We start from the raw sequence: 16,828 nt of genomic DNA on the forward strand, positions 1-16,828 counted from the left end.
GAAGACAATGACAATTCACGATCCTCGCTACAGCGATGTGATTATCATTGGCGGTGGTGCCACCGGCGCCGGTATCGCTCGCGATTGCGCCCTTCGCGGATTAAGCGTCACGCTTCTGGAACGCCACGATATTGCCACGGGCGCGACCGGGCGTAACCACGGTCTGCTTCACAGCGGCGCACGATACGCCGTCACTGACGGTGAGTCGGCACGGGAATGTATTGCGGAAAACCAGACCCTCAAGCGTATCGCCCGCCACTGCATTGAACCGACCGATGGCCTCTTTATCACCCTTCCCGAAGATGACCTCGCCTTTCAGGAAACCTTTATCACCGCCTGTAACGCAGCAGCTATTCAGGCGGAGGCCATGGATCCGGCGCGGGCACGGCAGCTGGAACCATCGGTCAACCCGGCGCTTATTGGCGCAGTGAAAGTCCCGGATGGCACCGTCGATCCGTTCCGCCTGACCGCCGCCAATATGCTGGATGCCCGGGAACATGGGGCGCGCATTCTGACCGGACATGAAGTGACCGGACTTATCCGCGAAGGCCAGCGCGTCTGCGGCGTGCGGGTGTTTGATACGCAATACCACGAACACAGCGAACTGTTTGCCTCCGTCGTCATTAATGCCGCGGGGATCTGGGGGCAGCGCATTGCAGAATACGCTGACCTGTCGGTGCGCATGTTCCCGGCGAAAGGCTCGCTGCTGATCCTCGACCATCGCATCAATAACCATGTGATCAACCGCTGCCGCAAACCGTCTGATGCCGATATCCTCGTGCCGGGCGATACCATTTCGCTGATTGGTACGACCTCAACCCACGTCGACTACAGCGAAATTGACTACAACCGCGTGACCGCCGAAGAGGTGGATATCCTGCTGCGTGAAGGTGAGAAACTGGCCCCGGTGATGGCCCAGACGCGTATTCTGCGTGCCTACGCGGGCGTGCGTCCTCTTGTCGCCAGCGATAATGATCCGAGCGGACGTAACGTTAGCCGGGGCATCGTGCTGCTCGACCACGCCGAACGCGACGGCATGGACGGATTTATCACCATTACAGGCGGCAAACTAATGACCTACCGCCTGATGGCCGAATGGGCCACCGATGCAGTCTGCCGCAAGCTGGGGAATACCGAGCCGTGCGTGACGGCAGAACAACCGCTGCCGGGATCGCGTCAGTCCACCGAAAAAACGTTGCAAAAAATCATCTCCCTGCCCGCCCCGCTGCGCGGTTCTGCGATTTACCGCCACGGGGACAGAACGCCGGTCTGGCTCGGCGAAGGTCGGCTGAGCCGCAGCCTGGTGTGCGAGTGCGAAGCCGTCACCGCGGGCGAGGTGCAATACGCGGTGGAGAACCTGACGGTCAAGAGCCTGCTCGATCTCCGCCGTCGCACCCGCGTCGGCATGGGGACCTGCCAGGGTGAACTGTGCGCCTGCCGTGCGGCGGGTCTGCTGCAGCGTTTTCATACCACGACTGCCACCCAGTCGCTCGATCAGCTCAGCGCCTTTTTAAACGAGCGCTGGAAAGGCATTCAGCCTGTCGCCTGGGGCGATGCCCTGCGTGAGAGCGAGTTTACCCGCTGGGTCTACCAGGGGCTTTGCGGTCTTGAGAAGGAGCAACACGATGAAATTTGATACCGTGATTGTCGGCGGCGGGCTGGCGGGCTTGCTCTGTGGCATCAAGCTCACGAAGCAGGGGCTGCGCTGCGCCATTATCACCCGGGGCCAGAGTGCCCTGCACTTCTCGTCGGGATCGCTGGATCTGGTGGACGACACGTACCGCGACAAACTGCCGCCGGAGCACCCGTATCATCGGGTTGGCGCGCAGCATATTGACCGCTTTGCGCTGGAAACCGAAGCGCTGCTGGCTGACTGCGGTGCGCGTCTGAAGGGGAGCGCCAGGCAAAATCATCAACGCATCACGCCGCTTGGCACCCTGCGTTCCGCATGGCTCAGCCCGGAGGAGGTCCCCGTTGCCCCTGTGAGCACAGGACGGGTACGGGTCGTGGGTATTAGCGGCTTTCTGGATTTTCAGCCCCATCTTGCGGCGGCGTCACTGTGTCGCCAGGGCGTGAACGCCGAGACGGCAGAGATAGAACTGCCTGAACTGGATGTCCTGCGCGAAAACCCGAGCGAGTTTCGCGCGGTGAATATCGCCCGCTTTCTGGATAACGAAGACAGATGGCCGCTGCTGTATGAGGCGCTCAGACCGCTCGGTGAAACCTGCGATACGCTGTTGATGCCTGCCTGCTTTGGACTCAGCGATAACCGCCTGTGGCGCTGGCTGTCGGACCGTCTGCCCTGCTCGCTCGGCCTGCTGCCAACGCTTCCCCCTTCCGTGCCCGGCATTCGCCTGCATACCCAGCTCCAGCGCCAGTTTGTGGCGCAGGGCGGCGTGTGGATGGCGGGTGACGAGGTGAAAAAAATCACCCTGACGGACGGCGCGGTGAGTGAAATCTGGACCCGCAACCACGGTGATATTCCGCTTCGCGCCCGCTATACGGTGCTGGCAAGCGGCAGTTTCTTCAGCAACGGGCTGCTGAGCAGCCGGGAGGGCATCCGGGAAGCCATTATGGGGCTTGATGTCCGGCAAGGCGCGTCCCGCGCGGACTGGTATCAGAGTGATTTCTTCTCGCCGCAGCCCTGGCAACAGTTCGGCGTGATGGTTGATAACCAACTGCACCCGCAACTGTCCGGTAACCCCGTCAGGAATCTCTTTGCCATTGGCTCGCTGTTGGGCGGGTACGATCCCATAACTCAGGGGTGCGGTGGCGGGGTCTGCGCCGTCACGGCGCTGTATGTGGCAGAGCAGATTAGCCAGCGCGCGGAGGCGGAACAATGAACGATACCCGTTTTGAAAGCTGCATTAAATGCACGGTCTGCACGACCGTCTGCCCGGTCAGCGGCGTGAACCCGCGCTATCCCGGACCGAAGCAGGCCGGGCCTGACGGCGAGCGTCTGCGTCTGAAGGACGGTAAGCTGTACGACGAGGCGCTGAAATACTGTATCAACTGCAAACGCTGTGAAGTCGCCTGCCCGTCGGATGTGAAAATCGGCGATATCATCCAGCGCGCCCGGGCGCGCTACAGCACGCAAAAGCCGTCCCTGCGCGATGCCATCCTCAGCCATACCGACCTGATGGGCAGCGTCTCAACGCCGTTTGCCCCGCTGGTGAATGCCGCGACCGCCCTCAAACCGGTGCGTCAGCTGCTGGATGCGACGCTGAAGATAGACCATCACCGCAGCCTGCCGAAATATTCTCACGGCACCTTCCGCCGCTGGTACAAATCCGTCGCGGCGGAGCAGGCGCAGTACGCCGACCAGGTGGCCTTTTTCCACGGCTGCTATGTGAATTACAACCACCCGCAGCTGGGCAAAGATCTGCTGAAGGTGCTAAACGCCATGGGAACGGGCGTTCAGCTACTGAACAAAGAGAAGTGCTGCGGCGTACCGCTGATCGCCAACGGGTTTACCGATAAAGCGCGCAGGCAGGCTCAGAGCAATGTCACGTCACTGCGCGGAGCGATTGTCGATAAAGGTATTCCGGTGCTGGCGACCTCGTCCACCTGTACCTTCACCCTGCGCGATGAGTACCCGCATCTGCTGGACGTGGATAATACCGGCCTGCGCGAGCACATCGAGCTGGCGACACGCTTCCTGTGGCGCAAGCTCGATAGCGGGCAGACGTTGCCGCTGGGGAAATTGCCCCTGAAAGTGGTGTATCACACCCCGTGTCATATGGAGAAAATGGGCTGGTCGCTCTATACGCTTGAGCTGCTGCGGTTAATTCCCGGACTTGAGCTGACGGTGCTGGATTCGCGCTGCTGCGGGATTGCGGGAACCTACGGCTTTAAGCGCGAAAACTACGCAACCTCCCAGGCGATTGGCGCCCCGCTGTTCCGACAGATCGAAGAGAGCGGCGCAGATATCGTGGTGACCGACTGCGAAACCTGTAAATGGCAGATTGAGATGTCCACCAGCAAGCGCTGTGAGCATCCGATTACCCTGTTGGCGAACGCGCTGGGCTGAACATGGCCGGGGCGAACGCCCCGGCACAAACATTACTCGACGAATAGCGACTCAACAACGTTAATCCAGCCGTGCTCGCTGGCGACCTCTTTGCCATTGAGCCAGCGGCGCAGCATATTCAGCGCCATCATGGCGCAGACTTCCTGACGCACCGCCAGACTGTGGCGAGTGATGCTCATTTTGACCCTAAGAGCCCAGGTCCCCTCCGGCGTCGCCAGCGCGACGTTAAGGTGTTCCTCATCCAGCCCACCCACGAACAGTGCCAGACCGGCAAAATGTTTAACCCGTCGCTCCGAGGCCCAGCGGGCGGTTTGCGCCAGGGTCTCCTGCTGGAACGGCACCACTTCGCTGGCCAGCAGCGGCGCGCTGGCGCGCGACAATTGCAGCGCCAGCAGGCCACCGGTGAACTGCTCGCTTAAGGTCACGCTCAGCTGACGATCCTGCAGGTGCTTCGCAATCTGCGCAGGCAACCCCTCCGTCCCTTCAAAGATCAGGCTCTCGCCCGCCACGCGCTGCACTTCGGGCCACAGGGCCAGCATCGCCGCTTTCTGCGTCGCCGGTCCTGTCAGCTTGAGCTCAATGATCGGCATAGAGGAGCGATAGCCCATGGACACGCCCGGCGGCAATTGCAGGTGGTCAAGACTCTGGGCCAGATCGCTTTCAGAACGGCCAAACGTGGTCAGTCGCAGGCACAGCGGAGGTTCAGGCAGGGTAAAACGGTCGCGAAGGCGCGGCAGGATCTGCTGCTCAACCATCACTTTAAATTCGGAAGGTACGCCGGGCGTGAAGAACATCAGGCAACGGTTCAGCTGCAGGGCAAACCCGCACGCGGTTCCGACCGGGTTATCAACCAGCTCAGCACTGGCGGGGATTTCAGCCTGCTTGCGGTTGCTGGGGGCCATCACGCGGCCACGTTCGGAGAAAAAGCGTTCCATCTGTGAAAGCCATGCCTCATGCAGCACCAGCCCTTCACCTTTTGCGGTTGCGGCGGCCAGCGCGCTGAGATCGTCACTGGTAGGACCGAGTCCGCCATTCACGATCAGCACATCGCAGTGTTCGCTCCGCTCACGCAGAATGCTGACCAGCGACTCAAGATTGTCGCCTACCGTATTGCGACGCGTTAACGGTAATCCTTGCTCAAAGAAAAGATCGGCAAGCCAGGCAGCATTGGTATCAATAATTTGTCCATGCAGCACTTCGTCGCCGGTGGATAACATCTCCACGTTAATCATTATGTTCTCCCGCTTATTTGGTGAAAACACTATAGCGCAAACGCGGGAGGGAGAAGAGAGAAACTGGCGCGACGGAACGCCGCGCCGACAGGATTAGAAGCCTGCGCTTACGCCCACGTAGGGACCGTCGGCCAGCGCGTTGTCGCGGTTGCCGTCTTTGCCCGCCAGGTTCAGGTAGCGATAGCCCGCTTCGATGGTAATCGGACGCATGATGGTCCAGCGCGCGCCGGCGTTGGCTTCTTCATAGCTGTCGATACCGCTGGAGAGCGAGTCCGGAGAGTAGTAATACTCGCCAAACAGACCGAAGCTGTCGCCAATTTTCCACTGCAGGCCGCCACCCACCGCTGCCGCATACCCTTCGTCACCGTCGTTCGGGTTGGTATAGATACCTTTACCGCCGACGGTCGCCAGGAATGGACCAAGAGGAATGTTCAGACCCAGACCGAGACTTGCCGCATCGCCGTCGTCATCGTTATGCGTCCAGCCACCGGTCATCGCCAGACCGGAAGTCTCTGTTCCCAGGCCAAAGCCCAGGTGGGTATAGTCCTGACCCGCCGAGCCGTTGAAGCTGATGGCGTTAGCCGCCGCAGATACAACCATCAGGCCTAAGCCCAGTAATGCCACTTTTTTCATTGTCATGATCCCGCGCAATTTTATAGAGAAGTCCCAAAACCGCGAGATTTTAACCTGAGTCTCCCGGGGATCAAGCACTCTGCGTGCGGCGGGGGGGAAGATTGTAACGATTTGAAACTTGCGGCTTTTTTATGCAAGCAACAGAAAGCGCATTTTGACACACAGGCCACCCAGGGATTCACTGCGGTTGAGTTGCAAATGGCTGCGGTGCAGCCGGGCAATGTCACCCGCCAGTGCCAGCCCGATCCCGGAACCGGCAGCGTCCCCGACGTTGTCCAGGCGGTGGAAAGGGAGCATTGCCTGGTGGATCTGATCCTCTTCAATGCCGGGGCCGCTGTCTTCAACGCGCAGCTCAACGGCACCGGCCTCCGCGCGCAGGAAAACGGTCACGGTCCCGCCTGCTGGGGTATATTTAATCGCGTTCTCCAGCAGGTTAGCGCACAGTTCGCCCAGCAGGACGTCATCGCCTTCGATCATGACCGGCTGCTCCACACCGTCATAACCCAGATCGATCCCTTTGCTCCGCGCCTGCGCCAGTCGGGAGAAGCAGCAGTTCTGCACCACCTGAACCAAATCCACAGGCGAGAACTGACGATCGCCCTGCTCTCTCCCCTTCACCGCCGAAAGCTGCAACAGCCGCTCGGTGAGTACGATAGTCTCATCCAGCGTGGCGTTCATTGCCCGCAGACTCTCCTGCCACAAAGCGGGATCCTGGCGAGTAAGCGCGACAGACACCTGTGTTTTAAGTACCGCCAGCGGCGTTTTGAGCTGGTGCGATGCATCCGCGTTGAAACGTTCCTGACGCGAAAGCACGCCGCGCAGACGGTCGATATAGCGGTTAAAAGCCACAATCAGCAGCCGGGTCTCGGACCAGGGCAGCAGCTCCGGCAGCGGTGCCAGCAGGCCCGGCTCGCGCCGCACCATCAGCGAGGAGAGCTGGCGCATCGGGCGCAACACGCGGCGCAGCATCCAGGCGGTTAGCACCAGCGTCAGCAGCACCAGCAGCCCCTGCGAAACCCAGGATGAAAAGAGCAACTGGCTGGCGAGATAGCGGCGGGACTGGAGCGTCTCCGCAACGTAAATTTCCGCCATGCCAAAAATAGAATCTTGATTCACGGGCTGCAGCAGACGCGCCACCCGAATCGCCTGCCCGCGATATTCGGTATGGTAAAACCACGCCAGCGCGGGGTAGAGCGTGGTACGCGATGTTGCAGGCGGCATCTTCGGCAGATCGTCATAGCCGGAGATCACCCGCCCGTCGGGGTCGACCACCTTGTAATAGAGCCGGTCGTTCATGTTGAGCTCAAAGCTATCAAGCACCACCCAGGGCACGTCCACCGCCAGCTTGCCGTCGCGCACCTCCAGCCGTTCCGAGATGGTGCGGGCAGAGGATAACAGCGTGCGGTCGTAAGCCTGCGTGGCCGCCTGCAACGCGCTGACGTAGCTGTTAAAGGCTGACAATCCCCACAGCAACAGTAGCGGCAGGCCAAGAAAAAGCAGCAGTTGCAGGTAGAGCGACTGCGGCTTAAACCCTCTCATCGCCGCACTCCAGTACGTATCCCAGCCCCCGCAACGTGGTGATCCGCACGCCGCTGCCGGTGAGCTTCTTTCGCAGGCGGTGAATATAAAGATCGATACTTTCAGGGCTGACGTCGTCGTTCAGGCTGAACACCTGGTCAAAAAGCTGCTGCCGCGAAACCGGACGGGTGCGGCGGTGCATCAGCACTTTCAGCAGAGAGAGCTCGCGCGGCGTCAGGGAAAGCGGTTCATCGCGGAGCAGGAAAAAGCCCTCGTCGTCATACTCCAGCTCCCCAAGACGCTGGCGTTCCTGCGTGCGCCCCTCGCTTCTGCGCAACAGGGCACGCAGCCGGGCGTCAAGCTCCTCCAGCTCAAACGGTTTTGGCAGATAATCATCCGCCCCGGCGTTCAGGCCCTTTACCCGGTCCGCCACGTTGCTGCGCGCAGTCAGGAACAGGACGGGCAGCGTCTGCCCCCGTTTTCTGAGGCGATGGACCACTTCCAGGCCGTCAAAACCGGGCATGCCGATGTCCAGAATAGCAACCGCGTAATGTTCTCCCTGCAGCAGATGGTCGGCGGCACGCCCGTCAGACACGCAATCCACGGCAAAGCCCTCCTGCACCAGCGCTTTCTCCAGCCAGTGAGCCAGCTCACGATTATCTTCTGCGAGTAAGAGACGCATGTCACATCCTGTAAAGTTGGTTCCCCATTGAAAGGGAAATGAAAGGTTATTGTTTTAACAATCACGCAACGGAACCGCTACAAGGCGGTTCACATAATCAGAAAAAAGACCCATACCCGTACCCCGGCGTGAGGATAAACGATGAAAAAACACTTACTTTCTACCCTTGCTGCAAGCGCATTCCTGTTGAGTACCTCTGTCGTTCAGGCGCAGGACGCCCCGTCCCGTACCGAATGTATCGCCCCGGCCAAACCGGGTGGCGGTTTCGATCTCACCTGCAAATTGATTCAGGTCAGCATGCTGGAGACGAAGGCCATCGAGAAACCGATGCGCGTGACCTACATGCCCGGCGGCGTGGGCGCGGTGGCCTATAACGCCATCGTCGCACAACGACCTGCGGAAGCGGGGACGGTGGTGGCCTTCTCCGGTGGTTCACTGCTGAACCTGTCTCAGGGCAAGTTTGGCCGTTATGGCGTGGATGACGTGCGCTGGCTGGCGACCGTCGGTACCGACTACGGGATGATTGCCGTGCGTGCCGACTCACCGTGGAAGTCCCTGAAAGACCTGCTCACCGCCATGGAAAAAGATCCGAACAGCGTGGTGATTGGCGCAGGCGCGTCGATCGGTAGCCAGGACTGGATGAAAGCCGCCCTTCTCGCGCAACAGGCGAAGGTTGACCCACACAAAATGCGCTACGTGGCCTTTGAAGGCGGCGGCGAGCCGGTTACGGCACTGATGGGCAACCATGTTCAGGCCGTTTCCGGCGATCTCAGCGAGATGGTGCCCTACCTGAACGGGGACAAAATCCGCGTGCTGGCGGTCTTCTCGGAAAACCGTCTGCCGGGACAGCTGGCTAACGTGCCGACCGCCAAAGAGCAGGGTTACAACCTGGTCTGGCCGATCATCCGCGGGTTCTTCGTCGGGCCAAAAGTGACCGATGCCGAGTACCAGTGGTGGGTCGACGCGTTCAACACACTCCAGCAGACCGAAGCGTTTAAGAAACAGCGCGATCTGCGCGGGCTGTTTGAATTTAACCTGACCGGTAAGCCACTGGATGAGTACGTCAAAAAACAGGTGAATGACTACCGCGAGCAGGCGAAAGCCTTTGGCCTGGCGAAATAACCGGAGGCGCTATGAGCGATCGTATTTTTGCCGGGATATGGCTGCTGCTCTGCGTTGGCGGGATGTTTGTCGCCTGGCAGATCCACAGCGAATACAGCTATGAACCCGTAGGGCCACGCCCCTTCCCGATGGGCATCGTCGGCCTGATGCTGCTCTGCTCGGTGGCGCTGCTGTTGCGCCACCCGGACACCGTCGAGTGGCCACCGCGTCGCATTCTTCAGCGCCTGCTGGTGATGGTCATTGTCCTGCTGATGTACGCCTGGGGCTTTGAATGGCTCGGCTTCCCGGTGGCGACCGCCATCCTGACGATGGTGATCGGCATGCTGTTTAACGCCACCCTTCCCGCGGCAGGGATCTCAGGCGTGGTGATGGGGATTTTACTGTGGTACGCCTTTGACCGCCTGCTGGACGTGACGTTACCGCTCGGCGCCTGGCTTAATTAACGGAGCACGCTATGGATACCTGGATTTACCTCTCACAGGGGTTCGCCGTGGCGATGACCCCGGAAAACCTGGTGATCGCCCTGATCGGCTGTTTCGTGGGCACGATTGTCGGCCTGCTGCCGGGTCTTGGGCCGATCAACGGGGTAGCAATTTTACTTCCGCTGGCCTTTGCCCTGCATCTGCCTGCGGAATCGGCGCTGATCCTGCTGGCAACGGTCTATATCGGCTGTGAATATGGCGGGCGCATCTCGTCGATCCTGCTTAACGTGCCGGGAGATGCGGCGGCGATCATGACCGCGCTGGATGGCTATCCGATGGCGCGACAGGGTCGTGGGGGCGTGGCGCTCTCCATTTCAGCGGTCAGTTCGTTCTTTGGCTCGCTGGTTGCCATTGGCGGCATCATTCTGTTTGCGCCTGCGCTGGCCCAGTGGTCGCTGGCGTTTGGTCCGGCAGAATATTTTGCCCTGATGGTGTTTGCCATTGCCTGTCTCGGCAGCATGATGGCGCAAAATCCGCTCAAGTCGTTTTTGTCCGCGCTGATTGGCTTAGGGTTAGCCACCGTCGGCGTGGATGCCAACACCGGGGTCTATCGCTTTACCTTCGACAGCGTTCACCTGTCCGACGGCGTGCAGTTTATCGTGGTCGTGATTGGTCTGTTCTCTGTCTCTGAAATCTTACTGATGCTGGAACATACCAGCAGCGGGCAGACGCTGGTGCGCAAAACCGGCCGGATGCTCTTTAGCGCTAAAGAGGGCGCGCAGTGCATCGGCACCACGCTGCGCTCATCGGTAATTGGCTTCTTTGTCGGCATCCTGCCGGGCGCCGGGGCCACCATCGCCAGTGCCATTACCTACATGACCGAGAAAAAGCTCAGCGGCAACAGCGACAGCTTTGGTAAAGGCGATATTCGCGGCGTGGCGGCGCCTGAGGCGGCCAATAACGCCTCGGCCTGTGGCTCGTTTATCCCGATGCTGACCCTTGGCGTACCGGGCTCCGGCACCACGGCGGTGATGATGGGCGCCCTGACGCTCTACAACATCACGCCGGGACCGGCAATGTTTACCGAGCAGCCGGATATTGTCTGGGGGCTGATTGCCGCCCTGCTGATCGCTAACGTGATGCTGCTGGTGATGAATATCCCGCTGATTGGGCTGTTCACCCGCATGTTGACCATTCCCCTGTGGTTCCTGGTCCCTGCGATTGCCGCCGTCTCTGCTGTAGGGGTGTACGCGGTGCACAGCACCACGTTTGACCTGGTGCTGATGGTGGTCCTGGGCGTGCTGGGATACATACTCCGTAAGATGCACTTCCCGATGTCACCGCTGATTCTGGGGTTCGTGCTTGGCGAGATGCTGGAGCAGAACCTGCGCCGCGCGCTGTCCATCAGTAACGGCAATATGTCGATCCTGTGGGACAGCAGCGTCGCGAAGGTCCTGTTAGCGCTGGCAATCATGGTGATTGTGGTGCCGCCGGTATTACGCCTGCTGCGCCGTCGCCAGCGCAAACCGGAGCCGGATATCGGATAATTACGCCGACAGCTGGGCATTCACCCACTGTTTTAACGCCTGGCGGGAGATCTTAATCCCGCCATTTTTTAGCTCAGCCGGCAGTACCAGCCAGTGGACCGGCTGCTCAAAGCGCGCCAGTCTGCCCTGGATCCAGTCAGGAAATTGCGCGATATCCGTTCCCGGCTCGCACTCCACCACCGCCACCGGACGTTGTCCAAACTCGGCATCGTCCAGCGGGACGATAAACACCTGGTTAATCTGCGGGTGTGCGGCGATAACACGTTCCAGCGATTCCGGCTGGATCCCCTCTCCTCCGCTGAAAAAGAGATTGTCTATGCGGCCTAAAATCGTCAGTCGCCCGTTATGCCATTCTCCACGGTCGCGGGTGGCGAACCATCCCTGCGCATTGGTCAACGGCATCAGCGCACCGTCCCGCCAGTAGCCGGAAGCCATACTTTCAGCCCTGATCCAGACTTCACCGTCAACGACCTGCACCTCTCTGCCCGGCAGCGCATACCCTACGTCCGGCTCGCCGTCTGCCTCTTTCGCACAGACGGTAGAGGCAAACTCGGTGAGGCCGTAACCGCAGAAGGAGTGAATACCCTGTTCGCGCGCCTGCTGTGTTAAATCAACGGGGATTGCAGCCCCGCCCAACAGCACCGCTTTCAGTGCAACAGGCTTGTGACGATTAAGCAGACGCCAGAGCTGGGTCGGCACCAGCGAGGCGTGGGTGCAGCCGCGTAACGCCTGTTCCAGAGGTTGTTTCTCGCGCACCGTTAAGCGTGCCCCGGCCACCAGCCAGCGCCATAAAATTCCCTGACCGGAAACGTGAAACAGCGGCAGCGAAAGGAGCCAGTCGTCGTTGTCCCCATAGGGCATCAGCGACAACACGCCGCGTGCGCTGGCAAGATGGGCGGCACAGGTATGCACCGCCGCCTTCGGTAGCCCGGTCGAGCCGGAGGTGAGCGTCATCGAGGCCAGCCGCGCCGGTTGCCATGCAACGCGGTATGCATCGGCTGGCTCACGCATGCTCAGGGCAGGAAGAGCGTCGTAGCTGCCGTCCAGCACCAGCGCAAAGCGCAGGGTCATCTGGGGGAGCAGCACGTCCAGCAGCGGACGCGGCAGCTGTGGATTCACTGGAAGAATACGCGCGCCGCACTGGAGCAGCGCCAGCCATGCCATCAGCGTTTGCGGGTGGTTATAGGCCAGCAGCAGAACACCGTCACCCTCCTCCACCCCCTGCTGATGAAAGCCCGCTGCAAGGCGATCGATACGCGTGCACAGCTGTTGCCAGCTCAGCGCGTCGTCGTTCAGCCTGAGAGCAGGTTTGTCGGCAAACTGCGCACACCAGTGCCGCCATGGCCAGTCGATAAAACTCATAGCAGCGGCTCCAGCGCCTCAACGCTGAGGCACGGCAGCGCGCTGTCCGGCCACTGGCGGAGAAGCTGAGCCTGCATCAGGTTCAGCGTATCGAGGCCGGGGACAGCGTCAGGCGTTAACCAGGCGGCAATACGTGCCAGCTGGGTCAGCCCAAGGCTGGACTCAATCGACGAACTGATCACCGCCGTCAGACCCAGCGCATGCGCCGCGGCAACCTGCTCGCGGACCTTCGCCAGGCTGCCGGTTAACGTCGGTTTAATCACGACTGCGCTGACGCCCGGCTCGGCAATAAATTCAAAATCGTCTTCGCGCAGGCTTTCATCCCAGGCGATAGCAATCCCCGTTTCACGAGCAAACGCGCGCGAATCGTCGCGGGTTTTGCACGGCTCTTCCAGGAAGGCGATGCGGTTGCGGTACGCCGGGTTGACGTATTTCGCAAACTGCTGCGCCTTAAGCGGCGTCCAGGCGCGGTTTGCGTCAAGACGCAGGTGCAAATCGGGAATCGCTTCCAGCAGCAGGTTGGCGACCATTCCGTCGCGCACCGCTTCGTAGAGACCGACCTTAATTTTCGCCACTTTCTCGCCCGGCATGGTGGAGAGCAACGCAAAGAGCTCGTCCGGGTCGCCCGTGCACAGCGGTGCCGCGCGATAATTGCCCTCTTCCGGCAGGCTGCCCTCCAGTTCTGCCAGCGCACAGCTGATACCAAAGGCCGCAGAAGGCACGTCCGGCAACGCCGGGTTCGCGCCCTCGCGCCACGCACCTGCCCACGCCAGCAGCGCAGCCTGTGCATCATCGAGCGATTCCAGGCTAAAGCCCGGCAGCGGCGAAATCTCGCCCCAGCCTTCTCGCTCACCCTGCTGAAGATACACAAAGAAGCCATCACGGGTTTTTAACCGCCGTTCACGCAGCACCACGCCCGCGTCCATCGGTATCTGCCAGCGGTAAACCTGCGCGCGACGCATTACGGGTTCCGTTTGTATTTGCTGAAATCAGGCTGGCGTTTTTCGTTAAACGCGTTGCGTCCTTCCTGACCCTCTTCGGTCATGTAGAACAGCATGGTGGCGTTGCCCGCCAGCTCCTGCAGGCCCGCCTGACCGTCACAGTCAGCGTTGAGTGCCGCCTTCAGGCAGCGCAGCGCCATTGGGCTGTTTTGCAGCATTTCACGGCACCAGCGGACGGTCTCTTTTTCGAGATCGGCAATCGGTACCACGGTATTCACCAGGCCCATATCCAGCGCTTCCTGGGCGTTGTACTGACGGCACAGGAACCAGATTTCACGCGCTTTTTTCTGCCCGACGATGCGCGCCATGTAGGAAGCGCCCCAGCCGCCGTCGAAAGAGCCCACTTTCGGACCGGTCTGGCCGAAGATGGCGTTCTCGGCGGCAATGGTCAGGTCACACATCATGTGCAGCACATGACCGCCGCCGATGGAGTAACCCGCCACCATCGCCACCACCGGTTTCGGGCAGGTGCGGATCTGGCGCTGGAAATCGAGCACGTTCAGGTGATGCGTACCCGCATCGTCCTGGTATCCGCCGTAGTCACCGCGCACTTTCTGATCGCCACCGGAGCAGAAGGCTTTCTCACCTTCGCCGGTCAGGACAATCACGCCGATGTTATCGTCATAGCGAGCATCCGCCAGGGCCTGGATCATCTCCTTGACGGTCAGCGGACGGAAGGCGTTACGCACCTGCGGACGGTTGATGGTGATTTTGGCGATGCCGTCAGCGGATTTGTGGTAACGAATGTCGGTGTAGCCTTCGGAGCAGTCTTGCCATTCGACCGGCGCGTAAAGCATGTTTTCATCAGGATAGATCATAGAGTGTCCTTTGTTCGAAGACGCAGTATCTGAGCCAGACTCGCGGCGACCGCAGCGGGGTTTTCCCGGTGGGCGTTGTGTCCGGCGTTTGGAATTTCATGGCGAACGGCGTGCAGTTCAGCGGCAAGGGCCGCGAACTTTTTATCACGTTCGCCATAGAGGTAATCAAAAGAGAAATGGCGGGTGCTGAGCGCGGGACGTAAATCCGGCTGCCCGGCCAGCGAGGTCGCTTCAAGCATTTTCGCCAGCGTTATGCCGTTGTTTTGGCTGCGCAGGGTAATAAGCGCCTTCCGCTCAGCGTCCGGGAGAGAGGCAAACACCGGCTGCTGGTACCAGTCAGCAAAGACCTTATCCAGCGGTTCGGTGCGAAAACGTGTCGCCCAGCGGTGGTCGGATACCCGCCGCGCATGGCGATCGTCGGCGTTCTGCAGGCCCGGATGTCCGCCCTCAACCATCACGCCCAACAGCCCCTTCGGCTGCTGGCAGGCGTGAAACATCGCAATGCGTCCGCCGAGGGAGTACCCCACCAGCCAGAAATTCAGTATGTTGTAACTAAGCAGAGTCCGGGTCAACAAATCGCTCATCTCCTCGAACCCCGTCACGGTAATATTCCGGGATTCACCGTGCCCCGGCAGGTCAAGATAGAGCCGGGGATACTCGCTCAGCGTCTCCCCGACAACCTGCCACTCGCGGCAGTCTCCGGAAAAACCGTGCAAAAAGACCAGCCAGGGATAGCCGGGTTCTCCGGTCTGCTGCACGCCTGCGAGGATCACAGCTGGCTCACCTGTGCCAGCAGGCTTTGCAGGCTCTGCGCACCGTCGGCATCATTCACGACCAGCTCAATCAGCGCCGCGCCCGGTTGCTTCCAGGCGCTGCTTAGCGCGGCTTCCAGCTGTTCCCAGCTCTCCGGGCGGTGATATTTCAGGCTGAACATTGCCGCAGCATGTTCAAACTGCACGTTCTGCGGCATCAGATAGAAACGCTCACGCACGCTCTGGGGCGTTGGCAACAGAGAGAAAATCTGCCCGCCGTTGTTGTTCACGACGATCAGCACAAACGGTGCGGAAGCCTGACGCAGCAGCGCCAGCGCGTTGAGATCGTAAAGCGCGGAGAGATCGCCCACGATCGCCAGCGTCGATTTCGCGCTGGCGCGCTGCACGCCCGCCGCCGTCGAGATCAGCCCGTCGATGCCGCTGGCACCGCGGTTGCTGTAAACCGGGTAGCCCGCAGGCAGCTTCGAAAAGGCATCAATCAGACGCACCACCAGGCTGTTACCGACAAACAGCTGGCCCTGTTCAGGCAGATACTGACGAATACGGTGAGCCAGACCGGCTTCGCTGAATGTCTCACAGTGCGCTTTGGTGATTTCCCACGCCTGACGAGACAATTCGGGGATTGCCACCGCCCAGGGTTGACGTTTTTCCGCCGGATGCAGTTCCAGCCAGCTCTCAATGTTGCTCACCAGACGGCGGCCGCGATGGTGCGCCGGGTCAAGCCGCCCTTCCAGCGGGTCGACCAGCCAGTACTCTTCCGGCGTGCAGGTCGCCTGCCACTGCAGCAGGCGTTTCCCGGTCAGGCTGGCGCCGATCTGGACCACAATCTGCGCCTGTGAAAGCTCAGTGACCGCCTTTGCATTCCCGAGCCAGAGATCGGCGCACGGCAGCGGCTGACCGGTCTGGGAAAGCACATCGCCAATCAGCGGCCAGCCGAGGGTTTGCGCCCATTCGGCGACCCGCCGGCCTTCGGCGGCGCTCATGCGCCCGGCAATAACCACGCCGCGTTTTTGGCGCCAGAAGAACCAGTCGCGCTGTTTCGCGCTCTCAAGATGCGTTTGCCCGCGCAGCCACGGTTTTTCACTCTGCCACCAGTTACCGAGGGAGCGCTGCCAGTCAATGCCGGTATCGTCCAGTTCGCCATACAGCGGCTCGGCAAATGGACAGTTAATGTGCAACGCCCCGCTGCGCAATGTCTCCATGGCGTGATCGACGGTGGAGACCAGCCAGCTTGCCGGAATATCCTGGGTAGGACGCGGCAGCGAAACCGTCTGCGAAGGATGCGAAGAAAAGAGTCCCGGCTGACGAATGGCCTGATTCGCTCCGCAGTCGATAAGCTCAGGAGGACGGTCGGCCGTCAGCAGGATCAGTTTTTCACCGGTTAGCCCGGCTTCAATCAGGGCCGGGTAGAGGTTCGCCACGGCGGTACCGGAGGTGACAATCACCGCCACAGGTTCTTTGCTGACCTTTGCCAGCCCAAGCGCCAGATGCCCAAGGCCACGCTCATCAAAATGGGTATGGTGAATCAACGCCCGGTTTTCGGCGGCCGCCAGCGTCAGCGGCGTTGAGCGAGAACCCGGTGCAATACACACGTGCCTGACGCCATGGCGCGTCAGGGCTTCAAGGATCACCGCCGCCCAGCGTCGGTTAAAAGAACTTACTGACATGAGATTGTCCGGTATCAAGAA

The 16,828-nt window shown here is 60.6% G+C and carries 15 protein-coding genes; 6 read left to right on the forward strand and 9 right to left on the reverse strand.

The features are described 5' to 3' along the window. The first annotated feature begins 7 nt into the window (after positions 1-7). From glpA to glpC, 3 genes are read left to right on the forward strand one after another with little or no spacing between them, the layout of a single operon-like run. Positions 8-1,636 carry an anaerobic glycerol-3-phosphate dehydrogenase subunit A gene (gene glpA / locus AAER43_RS15745; protein WP_050862916.1) on the forward strand — a complete coding sequence of 543 codons (1,629 nt, stop codon included), beginning with the start codon at positions 8-10 and terminating at the stop codon, positions 1,634-1,636. Then, on the forward strand, positions 1,626-2,843 hold the full coding sequence (gene glpB / locus AAER43_RS15750; protein WP_050862917.1) for a glycerol-3-phosphate dehydrogenase subunit GlpB: 1,218 nt from the start codon (positions 1,626-1,628) through the stop codon (positions 2,841-2,843). The genes glpA and glpB overlap by 11 nt, the downstream gene beginning before the upstream one ends. Continuing rightward, positions 2,840-4,030 (forward strand): anaerobic glycerol-3-phosphate dehydrogenase subunit GlpC, encoded by a 1,191-nt coding sequence (gene glpC / locus AAER43_RS15755; protein WP_057057715.1) that lies wholly within the window; start codon positions 2,840-2,842, stop codon positions 4,028-4,030. Before glpB ends, glpC begins: the two co-directional genes overlap by 4 nt. Before the next feature lie 32 nt (positions 4,031-4,062). On the opposite strand, the gene AAER43_RS15760 is transcribed toward glpC, so the two are convergent. From AAER43_RS15760 to tctD, 4 genes are all read right to left on the reverse strand, one after another. Beyond that, positions 4,063-5,262: a nicotinamide mononucleotide deamidase-related protein YfaY gene (locus AAER43_RS15760; RefSeq protein ID WP_023330954.1), complete on the reverse strand. Its 1,200-nt coding sequence runs from the start codon at positions 5,260-5,262 to the stop codon at positions 4,063-4,065. Positions 5,263-5,355: 93 nt separating this feature from the next. Continuing rightward, a complete protein-coding gene (locus AAER43_RS15765; protein ID WP_045268973.1) occupies positions 5,356-5,895 on the reverse strand; it encodes a YfaZ family outer membrane protein in 540 nt (179 codons plus the stop codon). A gap of 129 nt (positions 5,896-6,024) precedes the next feature. After that, positions 6,025-7,434, reverse strand: coding sequence for a sensor histidine kinase (locus AAER43_RS15770; RefSeq protein WP_023330956.1), 1,410 nt, complete (start codon positions 7,432-7,434; stop codon positions 6,025-6,027). Beyond that, entirely contained in the window at positions 7,421-8,095 is a 675-nt protein-coding gene (gene tctD, locus AAER43_RS15775) for a transcriptional regulator TctD (RefSeq protein ID WP_014884620.1), read from the reverse strand. The genes AAER43_RS15770 and tctD overlap by 14 nt, the downstream gene beginning before the upstream one ends. 141 nt (positions 8,096-8,236) lie before the next feature. Between tctD and AAER43_RS15780 the strand changes: the two genes are divergently transcribed. Genes AAER43_RS15780 through AAER43_RS15790 form a run of 3 tightly spaced genes read left to right on the forward strand, consistent with a single transcriptional unit; the run spans position 8,237 to position 11,186 of the window. Next, positions 8,237-9,217, forward strand: a complete 981-nt coding sequence (locus AAER43_RS15780; RefSeq protein WP_045281815.1) for a tripartite tricarboxylate transporter substrate binding protein — start codon at positions 8,237-8,239, stop codon at positions 9,215-9,217. Positions 9,218-9,228: 11 nt separating this feature from the next. Further along, positions 9,229-9,660 carry a tripartite tricarboxylate transporter TctB family protein gene (locus AAER43_RS15785; protein ID WP_014884622.1) on the forward strand — a complete coding sequence of 144 codons (432 nt, stop codon included), beginning with the start codon at positions 9,229-9,231 and terminating at the stop codon, positions 9,658-9,660. 11 nt (positions 9,661-9,671) lie between these two features. After that, positions 9,672-11,186 carry a tripartite tricarboxylate transporter permease gene (locus AAER43_RS15790; RefSeq protein WP_014884623.1) on the forward strand — a complete coding sequence of 505 codons (1,515 nt, stop codon included), beginning with the start codon at positions 9,672-9,674 and terminating at the stop codon, positions 11,184-11,186. Here the strand turns inward: AAER43_RS15790 and menE are convergent, their stop codons facing one another. Genes menE through menD form a run of 5 tightly spaced genes read right to left on the reverse strand, consistent with a single transcriptional unit; the run spans position 11,187 to position 16,807 of the window. Beyond that, positions 11,187-12,548 (reverse strand): o-succinylbenzoate--CoA ligase, encoded by a 1,362-nt coding sequence (gene menE, locus AAER43_RS15795; RefSeq protein WP_050862919.1) that lies wholly within the window; start codon positions 12,546-12,548, stop codon positions 11,187-11,189. Next, positions 12,545-13,510, reverse strand: coding sequence for an o-succinylbenzoate synthase (menC, locus tag AAER43_RS15800; protein WP_050862920.1), 966 nt, complete (start codon positions 13,508-13,510; stop codon positions 12,545-12,547). The genes menE and menC overlap by 4 nt, the downstream gene beginning before the upstream one ends. Next, the gene (gene menB / locus AAER43_RS15805) at positions 13,510-14,367 is read right to left on the reverse strand and encodes a 1,4-dihydroxy-2-naphthoyl-CoA synthase (protein WP_013098093.1); all 858 of its coding nucleotides are present in this window, start codon (positions 14,365-14,367) and stop codon (positions 13,510-13,512) included. The genes menC and menB overlap by 1 nt, the downstream gene beginning before the upstream one ends. After that, complete coding sequence (gene menH, locus AAER43_RS15810; RefSeq protein WP_050862921.1) at positions 14,364-15,140, reverse strand: 2-succinyl-6-hydroxy-2,4-cyclohexadiene-1-carboxylate synthase; 777 nt, start codon at positions 15,138-15,140, stop codon at positions 14,364-14,366. Before menH ends, menB begins: the two co-directional genes overlap by 4 nt. Beyond that, positions 15,137-16,807 carry a 2-succinyl-5-enolpyruvyl-6-hydroxy-3-cyclohexene-1-carboxylic-acid synthase gene (gene menD / locus AAER43_RS15815; protein WP_050862922.1) on the reverse strand — a complete coding sequence of 557 codons (1,671 nt, stop codon included), beginning with the start codon at positions 16,805-16,807 and terminating at the stop codon, positions 15,137-15,139. The genes menH and menD overlap by 4 nt, the downstream gene beginning before the upstream one ends. Between the last annotated feature and the right edge of the window lie 21 nt (positions 16,808-16,828).

The organism is Enterobacter sp. FUJ80071 (genome assembly GCF_038739915.1).
Classification (GTDB): domain Bacteria; phylum Pseudomonadota; class Gammaproteobacteria; order Enterobacterales; family Enterobacteriaceae; genus Enterobacter; species Enterobacter kobei.